Annotated in this window: 11 protein-coding genes; 4 read left to right on the top strand and 7 right to left on the bottom strand. The window is 63.1% G+C overall.

Going from position 1 to position 17,121, the window contains the following annotated elements:
• Positions 1-68 precede the first annotated feature (68 nt).
• The gene (locus E6X30_RS10020; RefSeq protein ID WP_316336173.1) at positions 69-1,682 is read right to left on the bottom strand and encodes a DUF222 domain-containing protein; all 1,614 of its coding nucleotides are present in this window, start codon (positions 1,680-1,682) and stop codon (positions 69-71) included.
• 554 nt (positions 1,683-2,236) lie between these two features.
• Between E6X30_RS10020 and E6X30_RS10015 the strand changes: the two genes are divergently transcribed.
• The 3 genes from E6X30_RS10015 to E6X30_RS10005 all read left to right on the top strand — a co-directional run bounded on the left by E6X30_RS10015 (position 2,237) and on the right by E6X30_RS10005 (position 4,550).
• The gene (locus E6X30_RS10015) at positions 2,237-2,521 is read left to right on the top strand and encodes a GNAT family N-acetyltransferase (RefSeq protein ID WP_040386431.1); all 285 of its coding nucleotides are present in this window, start codon (positions 2,237-2,239) and stop codon (positions 2,519-2,521) included.
• Positions 2,522-2,594: 73 nt separating this feature from the next.
• Positions 2,595-3,950, top strand: a complete 1,356-nt coding sequence (gene dnaB, locus E6X30_RS10010) for a replicative DNA helicase (RefSeq protein WP_034371573.1) — start codon at positions 2,595-2,597, stop codon at positions 3,948-3,950.
• Between the two features lie 6 nt (positions 3,951-3,956).
• Complete coding sequence (locus E6X30_RS10005) at positions 3,957-4,550, top strand: hypothetical protein (RefSeq protein WP_141740585.1); 594 nt, start codon at positions 3,957-3,959, stop codon at positions 4,548-4,550.
• A gap of 909 nt (positions 4,551-5,459) precedes the next feature.
• On the opposite strand, the gene E6X30_RS10000 is transcribed toward E6X30_RS10005, so the two are convergent.
• Entirely contained in the window at positions 5,460-7,220 is a 1,761-nt protein-coding gene (locus E6X30_RS10000; protein ID WP_316336172.1) for an ABC transporter ATP-binding protein, read from the bottom strand.
• A gap of 644 nt (positions 7,221-7,864) precedes the next feature.
• Here E6X30_RS10000 and E6X30_RS09995 point away from each other — a divergent pair.
• Positions 7,865-9,007 (top strand): protein kinase domain-containing protein, encoded by a 1,143-nt coding sequence (locus tag E6X30_RS09995; protein WP_316336171.1) that lies wholly within the window; start codon positions 7,865-7,867, stop codon positions 9,005-9,007.
• 12 nt (positions 9,008-9,019) lie between these two features.
• On the opposite strand, the gene E6X30_RS09990 is transcribed toward E6X30_RS09995, so the two are convergent.
• Genes E6X30_RS09990 through E6X30_RS09970 form a run of 5 tightly spaced genes read right to left on the bottom strand, consistent with a single transcriptional unit; the run spans position 9,020 to position 16,892 of the window.
• Complete coding sequence (locus tag E6X30_RS09990; RefSeq protein ID WP_316336170.1) at positions 9,020-9,850, bottom strand: spermidine synthase; 831 nt, start codon at positions 9,848-9,850, stop codon at positions 9,020-9,022.
• A 5-nt stretch (positions 9,851-9,855) separates the two neighbouring features.
• Entirely contained in the window at positions 9,856-11,487 is a 1,632-nt protein-coding gene (locus E6X30_RS09985) for a serine hydrolase domain-containing protein (RefSeq protein ID WP_316336169.1), read from the bottom strand.
• Positions 11,456-12,223 carry a hypothetical protein gene (locus E6X30_RS09980; RefSeq protein WP_070457887.1) on the bottom strand — a complete coding sequence of 256 codons (768 nt, stop codon included), beginning with the start codon at positions 12,221-12,223 and terminating at the stop codon, positions 11,456-11,458. The genes E6X30_RS09985 and E6X30_RS09980 overlap by 32 nt, the downstream gene beginning before the upstream one ends.
• The gene (locus tag E6X30_RS09975) at positions 12,220-15,423 is read right to left on the bottom strand and encodes an SNF2-related protein (protein ID WP_316336168.1); all 3,204 of its coding nucleotides are present in this window, start codon (positions 15,421-15,423) and stop codon (positions 12,220-12,222) included. The genes E6X30_RS09980 and E6X30_RS09975 overlap by 4 nt, the downstream gene beginning before the upstream one ends.
• Positions 15,384-16,892: a chromosome partitioning protein gene (locus tag E6X30_RS09970; protein ID WP_259894011.1), complete on the bottom strand. Its 1,509-nt coding sequence runs from the start codon at positions 16,890-16,892 to the stop codon at positions 15,384-15,386. Before E6X30_RS09970 ends, E6X30_RS09975 begins: the two co-directional genes overlap by 40 nt.
• Positions 16,893-17,121 lie beyond the last annotated feature (229 nt).

The following is a 17,121-nucleotide window of genomic DNA, read 5'->3' as shown; positions in this document are numbered from 1 at the left end:
CTTTGAGAACCAAATTGGTCTAATCACTAGCAGAAAAGAAATAGCTGCCTAACCACTAGGTAGCTCCACTACGTGTCCACGATTTGCGGGTAACCCCATGGTTCGTGTGGGTGGGGTAGTGGTGTCCAGGGGTCTGTGGTGACGCCGGGTGCGGTGGTGGCGGGTGCGAAGCAGGTTGTGGGGTGGTCGGGTCGTGTGTTGAGGAGGGTTTCGACGAGAGCGTCGATGGCGAGGTTGTGCTTTGTATGTGCTGGTGGTTGGTAGTGGCGCCGCCATGCCCCTGCACTGGCTACCACGCTCACCTCTGGTGAACCGTCACTGTTGTTCGTGATTGTGAGGCGGAGTTTTTCCTGTTCGAGCTTGGTGAGGAAGGCTTTGGCTTTGGTGCGGGCGGCTTCATCGGCTTCCTCTAACTCGAGTTCTTCGATCTTGGTGAGTTTCGCGTGCTGAGTGAGGATCCGTGGCTGTGGGGTAGGGGCGGGTTTGGTGAGGTGGCTCAGGGTGAAGTCGCCGTTTTCGAGGAGCGAGTGGAGTTTGGTGGTGGTTTGTTGGGCGTGGTCGTGTGCTTCTTTTTTGGCGGTGGTGATTTCGTGCTGGTGGAGAGTGTTGTAGGCGCGGGCAGCGTGGTTGGTGAGCAGGTCGTGGATGCGTGTGGCGTCGAGGGTGCGCAGGGTGAGGGTGAGGCTGCTCATGCCGTTGCGTAAGGTTCTCAACGTGAGGCGGCGTTTGGTGAATGCTGTCTTTTCTCGCTCCAGCGCAGTCGCAGGGTCGAGTGAGAGGAGTGCGTTTGTGGTGAAGTTTCGCCAGTGTGTTTTCCCGGCGTGTGGGGAACGCTCCAACTCTCGCGCGATTGGGTGGTCTAGTTGTTGGGCGTGGGGACTTGTGGCATCGCGCAGGCTGTTCGTGATCGCGTGGGTTTCGTTGATGGAGATGCGTCCTGCCTGAAGGTTCGCGAGAAGCGTCGGCAGGTTCTTCGTGAGCATTCGTGCGCGGGCAATCTCGACACTGGTCGCGTGAGGGGATTGTTTGAGGATCAACGACACCTCATGAGCGAGAGCCCGCCGCACAGCGAACACTCTTGCCCGGTCCTTGTCGCTAAGAGAATCCAAGCCAGCACACGGATCGAGGTTGGCAGTATCCTCCGGTTCCGTGGGTGAGTGTTCGCTCGGCTTGGTGCTTTCAGACTTCACTGCGTTGCTTGCAGCGATCTCTTTGCCGTTGAGGTGGCCGATGCCGTCGGTCTCATCAAGCTCGCAAAGAATATGCGCTTTGACCGCTTCAGTCAGTTCCGCGATCCGCGTGAGTGACTCCAACACATCCAGACGCGTCAGCAAATCCTGCCCATCAAGAACACGCGCGGGCGTCGTCACCGGATGCACCATCGTCTCACCGCGAGAAACCCCGGACGAAGATGTCGTAGGAGCGGTGGGGAAGGCTTTCAGCATGCCCGCAAGCGAAGCCTGCCAACCCTCAGAACGGGAAAGCAGCACATTCAGCACGTCCGTGCGGGTGGGAGCACCGGAATCAACGAGTTCGCGAGAGATGGGCAGAGCATTGGGTGAATCAGTCGTGGGGGAAACGATGCCAGTGGACCCCGCAGCACCAACCGCAGCAACAGTAGCGCCATCCATGCTGATCGCATCAACGGCAGTGGCAGTGTGGTCGAGTGTTGGTGCACTCATAGCTCCTGGATTCCCCCTTCCCCTTAACACTGAACTTCTTGAGACCAGAGTTCGTGTTGTTCATTGATGTCTCGAGCCTAAAAGAAGGGTGAGACATTTAAACTCGCCCGCCCCGAAAAGAACCCTGCTACCAGCCCAGAGAATGTGGAAAACCAGCAACCACAGAACTCCTGCATGTGGAAAACCCGAAATTCTTGTGGGTAAAAACGGATTGTGGAGCACTGATCGTCACGCAAAACCCCTCCCCAAGAAACACCGCACACCAAAACCGGGGATACGAGTGTGGATAAACCGACCCCGAAAAACAACAGAGTGAGGTGCACCACGGTAACTGTGAGGGGGGGGGAGGAAAGGGGGATGTACGGCGGCGATGGAGGAAGGGGCAAGGAGCGAAAAGGAGAAGGGGGCGCCGCGGTGAAAGCGGATGGGTCCGACGGTCGCCCAACAAGCGTCGGACCCGCATGAGCCAAGCGAGCCCTGCCCATGCCTCGAGATCTCCGGCCAAAATAGCCAAAAGCCTGTTGCGACCCGCGCGCTCCTGCGACACTTAAGGCATGGCTACCGTGACTCATTTTTCTGACCAGCAGCGCTTCATTGCCACGGAAGGTGGCGTGGAAGCGGGGTACCTCGAATACGACCGCGAGAATGATGGCGCCATTTTCGTCGCCACGCATGTCGTGACGGATCCGGAGTTTCGCGGGCGAGGCATCGCCGGCGAGGTGACCGCCGCGGCATTCGAACATGCGCGCCGTCACGGCGTGAAGGTTCGCCCCGTGTGCCCCTACGTTCAGGGCTGGCTCGAGAAGAACCCCGATGTGCAAGACCTCGTCGCCGAGTAGCACCTCGCGATAGGATTCTGGGGCATTCACGCCCCGCCTCGGGGGCAGTCACACCGAGACTTGAGGAGGTCGTATGTCGAGCGCCCTTTTGGAGCCGGGTCCCGATCAGGGAATGGACCGCCTCCCGCCGCAGGATCTAGGTGCTGAGCAGGGCGTTCTTGGCGGCATGATGCTGTCGAAGGATGCGATCGCCGACGTCGTCGAGAAGCTCCGCAGCAACGACTTTTACCGCCCCGCGCACGAACTCATTTACGAGGCGATCATCGACCTTTACGGTCGCGGGGAGCCGGCCGACTTCGTGACGGTCGCCGATGCGCTGCGTGAGAAGGGCAACCTCGAGAAAGTCGGTGGAGCCCCGTACCTCGCCGATTTGATCGATGCGGTTCCGACGGCTGCCAACGCGGGGTTCTATGCCGAAATCGTCGCGGAGCGGGCTACGCTCCGTCGCCTCGTCGAGGCGGGCACGCGCATCGTGCAGCTTGGCTTCGCTGCGGATGGCGGCGAGGTTGATGCCGCCGTCAATGAAGCGCAGGCGCAGGTGTACTCGGTCACGGACCGCACGAAGTCCGAGGACTACGTGAAGCTTTCCGAAGTGATTGAGCCGACGATGGACTTTATCGAGATGCTCCAGTCCAGAGGCGGTCAGGTCAACGGCGTGCCCACGGGATTCGCGGAGTTTGATGAGCTGACCCAGGGCCTGCACCCCGGGCAGATGATCATTTTCGCTGGCCGTCCCGCGATGGGTAAGACGACTCTCGGCATGGACGTGATGAGGAGCGCCGCGATCCACAACGGGATGGCGTCGGCCATTTTCTCCCTCGAAATGGACCGCCAAGAGATCATGATGCGCATCATGGCCGCCGAAGCGCAGGTGCCGATGAGTCGCCTTCGCGACGGCACGGTCGACGATCAGGACTGGGAGCGCCTTGCGCGCGCCACGACTCGCTTCATGGATGCGCCGCTGTATATCGACGATTCGGCGAACATGACCCTCATGGAGATTCGCGCGAAGTGCCGTCGCCTCAAGCAGAAGGCGGATCTCAAACTGGTCGTGATCGACTACCTGCAGCTCATGAGCTCCGGTAAGCGCGTCGAGTCGCGCCAGCAGGAGGTTTCGGAATTCTCGCGTGCGCTCAAGCTCCTCGCGAAGGAGATCGAGGTGCCCGTGATCGCCATTTCGCAGCTGAACCGCGGCAATGAGCAGCGTACCGACAAGAAGCCCATGATGAGTGACCTTCGCGAATCCGGCTCGATTGAGCAGGATGCGGACCTCATCGTGCTCATCCACCGCGAGGACTACTACGAGAAGGAATCGGCGCGCGCGGGCGAGGCGGACCTCATCGTCGCGAAGCACCGCAATGGCGCAACGAAAACCATTCCCGTGGCGTTCGAGGGGCATTACTCGCGTTTCAAGGACATGGCGCAGTAGCGAGCCATGTCGACACTGATGGATGAACTCGGAGGTGAGGACGTGTCGCTGAGCGGGAATGAGCTGGCGGGCGCTGAGCATGCGCCGCTTCGCCGAGCTCTGCCTGCGACAATCGCGGAACCGCTCGCCAGATTCGTGTCCCCCCTGACGCCCGCGGATGCACTGCGCAACCTCGTGTACGTGAGCGCGGCCGGGGCCGACGGTGAGCGGCTGTGCCGCGTGGATGCGGTGCTCGACATTCGTGGCGTGTGGGTCGCCCATCGAGGCACACCCGCCCCACTCGCCTCGGTGCAGGGACTTGAGGAACACATCGCACCCGCGTGGGAGTACGCGCTCGAGGCGGCCCGCGGGGCCCAGTTTCCGGCGGTCACGGGTGTCGAGTTTCAATGCGATCGCACTGGCGAAGCTCTCGCGCGGGTTTTTTCAGGCGCTGCGCGCCCACCCGCGGATTCGGGCGCGGATTTTCACGTGTGGCATCTCGTGCCGGAGCTCGATGAACTCCTCGAGCGCGTGAAGCCCGAGTCGTGGTGGGAACGCCGGCTCGAGGATCTCCAGACCCTCATTGGGCGCGTGCGCACGCGTGGGCAGGGCGGCCTATGAACGCCTGCGGCAAGCGTTTCGTGCGGATCGACCTGGTCGAGCGCTCACGCACGGGCGAGGTCTGGCGTGCGTGGCAATGCTGCCCGTGACAGGTGGCACGCTCGCCGAAGTTGTGAGTCTCAGGGGGACGCTCGGCGAGTCAGCGGCACTCATGATCGCGAGGCAAATCCGCTGACTAGGAGTCTGAAGGAGTGGCGGGGTGGACGCGCTCAGAACGAGACGTGTCCGTGAAGTGGCGTCGGCGCTCGCTAAGACGGTGTGGGGATATCGAATAGTCGGGCTTATGCGAGTAAGAGCTGCCACTCCGGTTGAGATCCCCATTGGTCTGTAGGTTGATCGGTTTATACACAGTTTCGTGTCTCACCCACAGATCCTTGCGGTCGGGAAAGACGTTACGCACCCGGCCTCACACCTGTTCCGGCGGCAAGTTTTCATTTAAGTGATGCTGGACGATGCCGGGTTGTTCAAGGTTTGACGGGATCTTGAGCCCATTCGGGCGGCGTTGTTTTTCGAAAGCAGCACGCTTTCACTCGTGAGGAATAGTCCTTCGCGAAGCGAGCACGAAGCATCCCGTCCCGCTTCGACTACAGAGAAACAGTAGAGCGACTGCGCACGCAAGGGCGTGCGATCTCCCGCACCGCAACCTTCTCCGACACGAACACGGCGTCGCTACCACCCGTCGAACTCGGCCGCCATCTTAGGCCGTGTAGAGGGAAGAGACCCGCTAGGGCGGGTGAAGTTTCTACGCTAGGAAGGTTGATCCACGTTGTGGACGTTGGATATCAGAAGGGTACTGGCGCACTTTTACGAATCAACGACTTTAAGACTACGCTCCTCTTTGGTGCAGTCTCATCCCGAATTCGCGTCATGAAAGTAGAACTCGATATATGACTCACAATGGTGTGTGTTCTATTCTTCTTCACGAAAAATTTCGCGAAACCGGCCTGGCGATGCCAGCAGCTCTAAGTAGGTGCCTGATTGAATCAGTTGTCCTTCTTCGATGACATAGATTCGGTCCATAGCACGTAATGTGGCAGCACGGTGGGATACGACGATGGTTATGCGATCGTTTTTCGTGGGTCCGGATGCAAGGTCATCGAAGATTGCCCTCTCACTCTCTGCATCGATGGCGCTTGTAGGTTCATCAAGAATCCACACTGGAGCATTGCGCAAGACTATCCGTGCTAGCGCAAGTCGCTGCCATTGGCCGCCAGAGAGTCCGACCCCGCCGAACTGCTCGCCCAGTTGGGAATCTAGCTTATCCGGTAGGTTCTCGACAGCTTTCCTTAGTCTGGCCGCATCGAGCGCGTCCCAAAGCTCACTGTCGCAGACATAGTCTCTTCTTGTCCCGAGAAGCAAGGACTCCCTCACTGTGAGTTCGTATCGCCCAAACTCTTGCGACAGTAATCCAAAAAGGCTGGTGCGCGAGACGTCGTCGAAGTAGTTGATCGGTTCACCGTTTATCAGAACGTCGCCAGTACTAGGCTTAAACAGGCCCATGATGATACGGACCAGCGTTGTTTTGCCTGCGCCGTTCACGCCGACGATGCCGATGAGTTGCCCCTTCTCCGCAGACAGTGAAATGTTATCGAGTGCTTTAGTCGCGCCATGGGGATAGCTATAGGAAACGGAACGCACGTGAAGACTTCGAATATCTGCTCTAGGTGTATCGGCGTCTGACGAGGAAGCTTCCCCGACCTCACCTTGAAACTCACTAGTAAACCGTCTATAGGCATCGACGATCGGGGTACCTGAGACAACACTGCCCAGAGTGTACGAGGCATCAGAAGTAGCTGACATGCTCGAAATCAGAGCCACCACTCCGGCAGCAAGAACCCCTGCACCGAGACCACTATCGGAGGCGAGTATGAATAGAGCAAAGATCAAGAGGCCAGTCGCAAAAAGCCCACCCAGAACGATAAGGATAGTGGACTTCGACATCGCTGAGACAAAGAGCTGTGCGGCTTTGAAGGACCGCTGCTTAACGACGCGAGCTAATTTGAAGCCGGTCCCAAGTGCCGACAGCTCGAAAGCTGGCTTTTCGTAAACCAACTGATTGAGGGCGTAGCTTCCGAACTTTACTTCGTGAGAAACCAAGGGCCAGGTTCGGCCTTCGATTTTGGCGACCAGTGTAAAAGCGATGAGCGTAGGAATCGTAGCCAGCACGATGACCAACGCCGAAATGACACTGTAAGGAGCCAAGGCGAGGACCAAAAATGCCATGGTGGCGACTGCGCGGAACGAATTGATCACATAGGTTCCATGGAAGGATGCCGCCGTTGCAATGGCTTCGCTCGCGGTTCTTGCTCGGGTAGTGAGCGAGTCTCCCATGAGCTGGTCTGCCGGTACACGGGACATTGCTTTCGCGAACTCATACTCCATGCCCGCCCGGGTTTTTCGGCTCAAGATTTGACTGAGAGTCATCGCGACAGACCGAACGCTGGAGTTCAGCCCGAATACGAGCCCCGCCGCGACAATAGCTCCAGACAGTTGGGAGTGTGATTCCCTCGTAGTGGCCTCGTGTACGAGGTTTTCAACCGCGATCACCATCAGCGCAGGGCCGAGACTGTCGACGATCACGAAAATCAGATAGAACATCAGGACCGTCGGCGAGTATTTCCACAACTGATACACGGCCCAAAGCGCGGTCTTGATGGTGGAAGTCGTCATGACGTCCGCCCCTCGCTAGTTTTCCCTTCGCTCATGGCGAGATTGGAGTTGGGGCTGGAGCAGTGTGAGCTGCAGTGCGTTTGTCCGTATGCGCCTTGGTGTAGGCGAGGCGTCTTTTGGGAAAGTTGAATCGTCATTGAAATCACCTCCTCTTGGGTCATCTCGGATCATACACCGCTGTGTGACGATGGTCACGCTTGCGTGGTGCTTGGGGCACGGCAAGGCTCTAGCCCTCCTTCCAGGTGAGCCGTTGGGAGAACTTAGAGGAAGCTGACGAAAGCTGGCTAGACTTACCTGCCTCGGGCGGCTGTGAGCCGTGAGCAAGCCAGTTGAACGCCGTGGGTCATGTGGCCCCAGCGTCGAACGCAAGCTCGAATGTTGGCCAGAACATTCCTCAGCTTCTTTGGGCTCGGGTGCCGTCTTACGTGAAGACCCTTAGGAATACTTGGTGACTGTTACGCGCTGCCATTGCTCGTTGCTTCATAGCCCGCGCGTTGAGGCCTTCATGGCCATGCCCCCGGAGGAGAATGCCTGCGAACTTAGCCTGCATATTCATATGTGCAAGGCTGGCCACAAAATGCGAATGTCAACACTGAAACGCTACAGAAGTTGAAAGATGCGTCGGCGTGTGCTGATCTAGGTCCATGAACGCCTACGGCAAGCGTTTCGTGCGGATCGACCTGGTCGAGCGCTCACGCACGGGCGAGGTCTGGCGTGCGTGGGACTGCGAACGCGAGGATCAGTGTGCGCTCAAGGTTCTCGGTGACGGGCAGTTGGTCTCGGCGAGGCGGATACTCGAAGATTCCGACGGGGCTTTCGCCCACCCGCATCTTCTTTCCCCGTATGCGATGGATGAGTCCGAGGCGCTCGTGGCAATGCCGCTCGTGTCAGGTGGCACCCTCGCCGAAGTTGTGAGCCTCAGGGGGACGCTCGGCGAATCAGCGGCACTCATGATCGCGAGGCAAATCCTCGAGGCGCTCGCAACGATGCATGAGGCGGGGTGGGTGCATCGCCGCGTGAGTGCCACCACGATCATGTGCCGGGAAGATCGCCCACCCGTATTCGCTGTTCTCGCGGGCGTGAGCGCAGCGATGCCGGAGGTCGAAGCGCCAGATTTCCCGGTCGTGGACACCGCGACCGTGGAAGCTTTTTTCGCGCCCGAGGTCGCCGCCGGTGCCGTCACTACACCCGCGGCCGACGTCTACGCGCTTGGTGCGTCTGTGCTGTTCACGCTCGCCGGCCCCGCCGCGCTAAGCGATACGACAATTCCCGAAGGTCTCTCGCCCGAATTCGCCCGGGTCCTCGCCGCAATGCTCGCGAGCGACCCCGCCGAGCGCCCGAGCGCGCGGGAGGCCCTCGCGCAGCTCCCGAGCGTGGAGCCCGGTTCCCCGGCATTTCTTTCCGACGGTTCCCGGCTTGAAATTGTGGACCTCATGCCGGATATTCCGGAGGATTTCGATCCGTACGAGGGGGAACCGCCCACCGTTGAGCCGGTGCCGTCGCCCGTGCCGCAGCGGCCCCCAAGCGCCGCGATTATCGAAGAAGTGGACGACGTCGAGGCGCCGTTCGATCCGCCCGAACGACGGTTGCCTCCCGCGGTTTCGCTCGTGCCGTCGAGCCCGGATGAGCACGACGTCGATATTCGCACCGGAGAGCGCGGCCTGGGGGAGCGTGCGCGCAGCTACGACCGAATGACTCTCGTGGGGTGGGCCGCGATCATCGCGGGCATGACAATCGCGATCGGCGCGGGTGCCTTCGCATCGCTCACGCTCATTGGCTTCCTATAAAGCGCGGCGGAGCTAAGCGCCGAGGACGTCGCGCCACGGCTCCACGACAGCGGGATGAGGTCCAGAGGCCCGCACGCGCGAGGCAATCTGCATAAAATCCTCGCGAGCCGTAAGGGGGCCTGCCACGAGAATCGAGTTGCCCGTCGCACGGGAGTGCGCGACGTGAGCATCAGTGAGGATCCACGGCTCGGGGTAATCCCGCTCAGCGCACGCGGCATTGAGCTCACGCGCTTGTGAGTCGAGAAAGCGCTGGGGTTCGTCGTCTCCAATGTTGACGAGGAGAACCCCTGGTGTGCCCGCATCCCCCTCAAGAATGTCGAGAACAGCGCCGTAGAACTCGCTCGTGGCGAGATGGGGCGCGGTCTCCTTCCCGCTGAATACATCGAGGACGGCGGCGTGGAACCGTCGGACCTCGCCGCTGGAGGCGGAGGCGGAGCCCGCGTGCTCCTGCGAGAGTGCGCGCACCTGTGCGAGGGCATCGCCCACGCGGTGCTCGAGGCGCGTGCCCGCTGGAAGAGGCAGGTTCTCGAGCACGAACGTGACGAGGCGGGGTTCGATGTCGACCGCGAGCTGCATGCTTCCCGGGCGCGTGGCCTGCACGTACCGCGCGAGTGTGAGCGCACCCGCGCCGAGGTGGAGAATGCTGATCGGCGCGCCCGTCTCGAATCCTTCGTCGAGAACGTTCGCGATGCGCCTCAAGTACTCGTAGCGGATCTCTCGCGGATCGGCGGGATTGACGTGAGACTGCTCGTGCCCGCCGATCGTGAGGATCGTGCCGCCCCAGTCGAGGTCGTCGACCAGGGCGGCATCGAGGTCGCTCACCTCGAGGTGGATGTGCGGCATGAGGCTCAGATTCCGATGGGTGCGGCGCCCGAGGCCTCGCCCTTGTCCTTCGATTCGCCCTTGATGTTGAGCGCCTGGATCTGGGAGTTCTTGCGCGGATCCATGAGCAGGTCGATGAGGACCTTCCCGCTTTCGCCCTCGAACGTGCACACCGCTTGGAACGGTGAAAGAACCTTCAGGCTTGCAGCCTTCTCGAGCGTGAGGTCGGCGCGGCCGAGACCGGCGATCCGCAGGGCCGCGTCACGCAGACGCACGCGTTCAGCGCGCGAGACGTCCTGATCCATGTTGGTCGCAAACAGCGCGAGAAGCGGGTCGCTTTCCTCGCTCACTCCCTGCTCGGCGCGGTTCGCGAGCACGGTGCGCGCCGAGCCACTCGGCACGAGGGTCGTCGGCTGGCCTTCGAGCTCGACGTCGCGCAGCCACGCGAGAGCCTTCTCGAGGGCGTCGCGCGTGGTGGGCGCGAGTTCACGCTTCGGAGCGTCGACGAGTTCGGCCTGGTGGGTGCGGATCGCCTCGAGCGCGTCGAGGGAGCAGGGGATCGCGGGCGCGTACTTGGAGTTCGCGAGGGCGATCACGGTCAGGCCCGTGCCGCGCAGCCACACCATGTACGAGCCGTAGCCCGGGTATCCACCGGAGTGGGAGATGACATCGCCGAGCTTCGGGAATTTCTCGACGACGAGCCCGTAACCGTAGCCGCGAACGCGACCGAAACCGTTTCCATCCTCGAGAACCGGCCACTCTTGGATGCGGTGAATCTCCTGCATCTCGCGGCGCGAAGCCGGCGAGAGCATCGCGCGCGAGTCGTCGCTGATGCCGTCGGCGCCATGCACGCCCACCTCGGCGAGGAACGCCGTCCACTTCGCGACGTCGGCGACGGTTGAGAAGAGCCCCGCCATCGCGCCGAAGGCGCCGGGAGTGTCAAAATCGACGTCTTCGAACCGCTTCGCGCCCTCCCCGTCGCCCACGCGGTGACCCGTGAGCACGCGCGAGCGCTGGTCATCGGTCATCTCCGCGAGCGAGAACACCGTGTCCTTCATCCCGAGAGGATCGATGAAGCGGCGACGGATCTCGTCGCGGAAGCTCACGCCCGTGACCTCGTCGATCACGCGTCCAAGGAGCACAAAACCGGTATTGGAGTATTCGAATCCGCAGCCGGGTTCGGCGATGAGCGAGAGGCCGCCGGCGATGTATTCATCGAACTCGTCGGTGCTCATCGACTCCTGCCGGTCACCCCACGGGTTATCCGTCACGAAGCCGGCCGACATCGTGAGAGCGTGACGAAGTGTGAGGGCGGGGGAATCCTCGCTAAAGGATCCGATGTGTGCGGCGGCAGGAACGTAGGTGGCGATCGGGTCATCGAGGCGCAGCTTGCCCTCGTCACGAAGCGCGAGGATCGTCGCGGCCGTGAACGACTTCGTCATCGACGCAATGCGCGAGATTGAATCGACACGAGGCGTGAATGCCTCCTCGGCCCTGTCGCCGCCCGCGAGCGCGCTCGAGCCCGCACCACCCGAGGCGAGCACCTCACCGCCCGACGCAATGCCCCACGCGACGCCCGCCATGCGGTGCTCCGCGACAGCCTTGTCAAAAATCGCCGCGACGGCGTCAATCGTCTCCTGTGTCAGCTCGTGAGCCATCGCCCTGGCCCCGTCCTTTCGTCTCGGTGCGCGGCACGTCGCCGCCTCTTTGTGCTTCAGCGTAGAACGCGGCCACGAGAGCCGCTGCCTCTTCGCCCATTGCTCTCACCAGTATCCCGGATTCGAGCCGCGCGGGATCAAAACGGGTGCGGGTCTCCACGTGCGGTTCGGGTCCGACGGTTGCCGGGGGAGCGTCGGACGCTGCTTTCGTGAGGTGAAGCCTCTCCACGTCCAACCCCAGAAGGGCAAGGTAATCCGCCGGCGCCCGGTCGATGTGCTCGGTGAAGGCGACGGCGAGCGCCCACACGTGCTCGCACACGTCGGGCCAGCGCAGGCACGTGCAGCCGAAGGACAGGGGCAACTCCGCGCTCGGGAGGAGGGAGAGGCCTTCGCGATCGAGGGTGCGTTCGTCGGCGTTGTCGTAGGTGCCCGCGAGCACGGCGAGAACCTCGTGCGGGTCGCGCTTGGCGCGCGCGGCGAGGGCCTCGATGTCGTGAGGCAGGCGCGGCCCGAAGTCGAGTTGCGGATGGGTGAGCGTGCCGTCAATCGCGGCGGAGACCTCTGCCTTCACGTGCCCGGGCGTCACGTCGAGCCATTGGACGGCGCCCGCGCGCGCGAGGCGCTTACCGGCCGCGAGCCGCGTGCGGCCGAGCTGCACCTCGGCGCGTGCGAGAAACTCGGTCGCGAGGAAGCTTTCGCCGATCGCGCCGCGTTTCGACGTCATCTCGATGCTCATGAGCGTCTGTCCTTCCGCGCGTCGCCGAGGGAGACGATCTCGGCGAGTTTCTCATTGCTGAGTTCCGTGAGCCAGCCTTCGCCGGAGCGGACGGTGTGTTCAGCGAGCTCGAGCTTGGTGCGCAGCACATCGTCGATCTTCTCCTCGATCGTTCCGATCGAGATGAGCTTGTGGACGGAAACGTCCCGGGTTTGGCCGATGCGGAAGGCGCGGTCGGTGGCCTGGTTTTCGACGGCAGGATTCCACCAACGATCCAGGTGGATCACGTGATTCGCGGCCGTGAGAGTGATGCCGGTGCCGCCTGCGCGGAGCGAAAGGAGCATCGCCCCCGGGGTGCCGGGGGAGTTCTGGAACTCGCGCACCATCTCGTCGCGTTCCGCCTTCGAGATTCCGCCGTGGAGGAACGGCACGCGAATCCCGAACGTGTTGTTCCAATGCTCGAGCATCGTGGGGGCAAACGCCGTGAACTGCGTGAAAATGAGTGCCTTCTCGCCGCTCGCGACGACAGATTCGAGGATCGTGTCGAGCCGCTCAAGCTTTCCGCTTCTGTGCTCGCCAGAGGCATCCAGGAGGGGCGAGCCGTCGCCGAGAAAATGCGCGGGATGCCCGAGGACCTGCTTCATTTTCATGATCGTGGTGCTCACGATCGTGCGGCGCCGGCGGTCGCGGGCGAGAGGGTCAGAAACTTTCGCGAGCTGGTCGAGCTCTTTCGTCATGTCCTCGACGAGCGCCTTGTAGAGTCCGGCCTGTTCCTCGGTGATATTGACCAGCTCGCGCTCTTCGCGCTTGTCGGGAAGATCCGAGATGATGCTTCGATCCGTCTTGACGCGCCGCAGGATGAAGGGACGCGTCACAAGACTCAAGCGTTCCTGCGCGGCCCGGTTGCCCTCGTTGATCGGCTTGACGAATCGCTCTCTGAAGGCCGCTTCGCTCGGGAGAAGCCCGGGTGTGGTGATCGAGAGGATCGAGTGGAGGTCCGTGAGGTCGTTCTCGACGGGTGTGCCCGTGAGAGCAAGCCGCCGCCCCTCGGGCAGGGCCTTGACGGCCTGCGTGACGCCGGTGTCGTGATTCTTGACGTGTTGCGCCTCGTCGAGGATCACGCGGTGGAACTTCGCGGAGGCGAGGTCATCGAAGTCGCGTGCGACGAGCGCGTAGGTCGTGAGGGTGAGGTGGGAAGCGCGAGCGCGCTCGCGGAAGGCCTCGCCGTGGAGTCGATCGGGGCCGTGGTGGATGTGGACGTCGAGGCTGGGGAGCCAGCGCTCGGCCTCGCGCTGCCAGCTCCCGAGGACCGACATGGGGCACACGAGAAGCGTGGGCCCGATCTGGGGGAGCTTCTCGCGTTCGCGCGCGAGGAACGCGAGGACCTGCATCGTTTTGCCGAGGCCCATGTCGTCGGCGAGGATCCCGCCGAGGCCGCGAGAGTCGAGGAACGTGAGCCAATCGAGGCCGCGCTTTTGATAGGGGCGGAGCGTCGCCTTGAGCGTACGCGGCGCGGGCAGGGCCGGTACGGAGACTTTATCGGCACCGAAGAGTAGTTCGTCGCCATTGGTGCTCGTGGCCTCGACGCGCAGATTCAGATCGCTCAGGTCTTCGTGCGCGAGCAGGCCTCGGAACTGAACGTCGGAGAGTTTCTCGTGTCCGTCCTCGCGCGGTTGCACCGCGGCGGCGCGGCGGGCGCCCGCGAGGAAGGCCGTCGCGGCACGGAGCGTCGAGGAATCGAGGCGCACCCACTGCCCTCGGATGTTCACCAGTTCGCGCTGCTCTTCGAGGAGTTCCTCGAGCTCTTCGGGGCTCAGCATCGATTCCCCGACGGCGACCGAGAACTCAAACGACGCCATGGCACCCGAGAGTCCCACCGACTTTGTGGGGCGATTCTCGGGATCCTCCTGCGGCGTCGCCACCTTCGCGACCACGCTCACGGGCTGCTTCGTCCATTCGCGCGGAAGCATGACCACGATGCCCTCGGTTTCGAGCACGTTCGCGTCCTCGGTGAGGAAGCGCGAAAGCTCCTTTGTGGAGAGGTTCCACGTGAGCCCTCCAGGCTCGGCGTGGGTCTTTGCAAGCGTCGGAGAAAGGCGGCGCACGTGGGAGGCGTGCTCGAGTGCGCCCACGCTCGTGAGGTCGCCCGCGTTCACGAGCTCCCCAAGCAGGTGCACGCGCCCCGAGGTTTCCGCGAGGCACACCTCGACCTGCCAGCGGGCGGCCGTGGAATACACGCGGAGTCCGACGGTCGCCGAGCCAGCGTCGTACCCGTTCTTTTGCGCCTCGCGCACGCGCACCGTGAGGCGTGGCTGCCTCTCGCTCAAGAGGACGCCGCTGAGCGCCGATTGGACGAAATCATCGAGAGCTTTTCGCACGCGGCGATCGTTGACGGTGTCGAGCGCAAGAAGCGCGTCGCTGCCGTCGAGAGCATCGAGGAGCGCCGCGCCCACGGGGTCGAGCCCCGCGAGTTCCTCGGCGCCCGGGAGCTTTCCCGCCCGTTCGTGTTCCGTGCGCAGGCGCGTGAAGGCCACGCGCGCGTGGGCGTCAACGAGGTGTTCGAGCGCGGGGTGAGCGGGGGAGGTGCCCACCGCGAGACCGGGGGCGAGGCGCCATCGCACGCGAGAAGTGTCGTGCGCGCTTTCAGGGCCGGGGACGATGTCGCGCCGCTCGACGATTCGGCGCGCGTGCGAATCGAGATTGAGGACGGCGAGCGTCTCGGGGGCGAGAAGGATCCCCTCACCAAGATCGAGGGGGCGAACTGCCTTGGCGAGTTCGCTCATCAGCTGCGTGATCCCGTTTTCGCTCGCATCGCGCGGCGTAGCCGAGGTGCGTGCGAGGTGGGCGATGCGCGCGCGCAGAGCCGTGGTGAGTTCGGCGAGGTGCGTGCTCTCGAGCGCGAGCGTGCGCACCCTCCTGCGGCGGCCGCGAAAGTCGACCTCGATCACGTGACGCATGGGCCGCGCGAGCCACGACCCAAGTGGCGCGAGCGCAGCGGGCCGCGTGCCTTCGGGAGAGAGCGCGGTGAGGGCGGGCTCGAGTGCGTCGAGGATGCTCGCGCGGCGCTCGGAGTCGGTCGTGTGGGCCCACAGGCTCACGCCGAGCGAGGCATCAGCGTGGAGGTGGAGCGTGCACGAGTGGAGGGCAGCCTCGCGCGTCGCGTGCGAAGCTGCGGTGGTGCTCAGAGCCCGTCGGCGACCGTCGCGGTTGCGTTCATCCACGCCTGACGTGTCTCCTTCGAGAGCTTGCCCCACTCGAGGCTTCCGCCATCCACGAAGTGCGGCTCGAACGGAACCTCAAGCACGGCACGAGTGTGCGCGCCGAAGTGATGCAGCAGGCGTTTGCGGAGCACGCGGTCGATCTTCCCGCGCGAGGAGTGCGACAGGATCGTGACCGCCTTCTCGACCTGCTTCTTGTGGCCCGTCATGCGAAGTTCATCGATCATCCACGCAGCGGCGTTGAAGGTGTCCTCGCGCACCGTCGAGACGATCACGAGCTGATCGGCGCCCTCCACGGCGGCCAGCCAGTTCGAGGCGCGAACATTGTTGCCCGTATCCACGACCTTGATGCGGTAGAAGCGCGAGAGCGTGTCGTTGAGGCGATTGAACGCATCACCATCGATCGAGGCCGCCGATCCCGGATCCTCATCAGAGGCGAGGATGTCGAAGTTCATGTCGCCTTGCGGGCGCACGTACTTGTCGAGATCGGCAACGCGCGCATCCGTGCCCGCGAAGTGGTCGAGGTTATTGAGAAGGTCGAGCGCCGTGAGGTGGTGGTCGCTCGGGATGCCTCGCCAGCCCAGGGTGCCGCGCGTCTCGTTGTTATCCCATGCGAGCACGCTGCCGCCGCGGAACATGCCGAGGGTCGCTGCGAGCATGAGCACGCTCGTGGTCTTGTGGGCGCCGCCCTTGAGGTTCACGACCGCGATGTTCTTCGGCGCGTCGAGCCGCTTGCGGATCCGCTCGATCTGATCGAGTTCGCGGCGCTCCGCGCGCCCCGGGCCGGGCTTAATGAGACCGAAGGTGGCCTGGCGGACGAACTTGTTGAAGCCTCGCGTGGCGACCGGTTTGCGGTGGGCGTCGTTGCCCGCACGCAGGTCATCGAGCGTCGGCAGATCGTCCTTGGGAAGCTCGCGCTTCGGTGCCACAACGGGCTCGTGCGGTTGTGCCGTCGAGGAGGGTGTGAGCTCGTCGCCACCTGCGCGACGCGTGCCATTGAGGGCCTCGGGAGAGGACATCGAATCGGCGGCCGGGCGCTCCTCGGCGGCCGCGAGCCGCTTTTGCAGGTCGGCGAGGGCCGCAGCAGAGGCCGCGCTCGCGGAGCCGGGGGAGGAGGCGCTCGCGGGTCGCGGGGCGTTCCCGGAAGCCGGGCTCGTGGCGCTCAGCGCCGAATGGCGCCCGCGCTTTTGGCCCGAAGCGGCAGGCATTGCCGCGCTTGAGGCGTAAAGCGGCCGAGAATCCGCCTCGCGTGGCTGGATCCGGCCATTGGGCTCGACGCGAAGATTGTGGGTCGCCGGGCCGTCGAAAATGACGACGTCGATCGGTGATCCCTGCTTTCGCGCTTCCGCGACGAAGGCGTGCTTGATCGCAGTGCGCACCTCGTTCCTGCTCTCGCCTTCGATGCGTTCGGCGCGATCGGCGAACTGAATCGTGGCGTCCTTCGCCGAAACGATACGTGCGTGAGCAATCATGAAGGTCCTCGCTGGAAATGGGGGATGCTGACAAGGACGGTTGAGCGCCCTGGCTCCCCATCGTAACGGCCCGACCTTAAACGGTGGATGGCACGTGGATGCCGGCCCCCAATCCGCCCGTGGATAGTACTCGAATGTGGAGGGACTAACGAGGTTCACATTTGCCGCAAAGTGTTTTAGAGTTGGAGTACCGGCGTTGCCCGCTCCGCGGCACCCCGGTGCCGCAGGT

The organism is Dermabacter sp. (assembly GCF_032550575.1).
GTDB lineage: Bacteria > Actinomycetota > Actinomycetes > Actinomycetales > Dermabacteraceae > Dermabacter > Dermabacter hominis.
This window is presented reverse-complemented; position numbering and strand designations above follow the sequence as displayed.

Coding starts and splice junctions, on each gene's coding strand:
- E6X30_RS10020 (WP_316336173.1), bottom strand. CDS start 1,682: ATGAGTGCACCAACACTCGACCACACTGCCACTGCCGTTGATGCGATC.
- E6X30_RS10015 (WP_040386431.1), top strand. CDS start 2,237: ATGGCTACCGTGACTCATTTTTCTGACCAGCAGCGCTTCATTGCCACG.
- dnaB (WP_034371573.1), top strand. CDS start 2,595: ATGTCGAGCGCCCTTTTGGAGCCGGGTCCCGATCAGGGAATGGACCGC.
- E6X30_RS10005 (WP_141740585.1), top strand. CDS start 3,957: ATGTCGACACTGATGGATGAACTCGGAGGTGAGGACGTGTCGCTGAGC.
- E6X30_RS10000 (WP_316336172.1), bottom strand. CDS start 7,220: ATGACGACTTCCACCATCAAGACCGCGCTTTGGGCCGTGTATCAGTTG.
- E6X30_RS09995 (WP_316336171.1), top strand. CDS start 7,865: ATGAACGCCTACGGCAAGCGTTTCGTGCGGATCGACCTGGTCGAGCGC.
- E6X30_RS09990 (WP_316336170.1), bottom strand. CDS start 9,850: ATGCCGCACATCCACCTCGAGGTGAGCGACCTCGATGCCGCCCTGGTC.
- E6X30_RS09985 (WP_316336169.1), bottom strand. CDS start 11,487: ATGGCTCACGAGCTGACACAGGAGACGATTGACGCCGTCGCGGCGATT.
- E6X30_RS09980 (WP_070457887.1), bottom strand. CDS start 12,223: ATGAGCATCGAGATGACGTCGAAACGCGGCGCGATCGGCGAAAGCTTC.
- E6X30_RS09970 (WP_259894011.1), bottom strand. CDS start 16,892: ATGATTGCTCACGCACGTATCGTTTCGGCGAAGGACGCCACGATTCAG.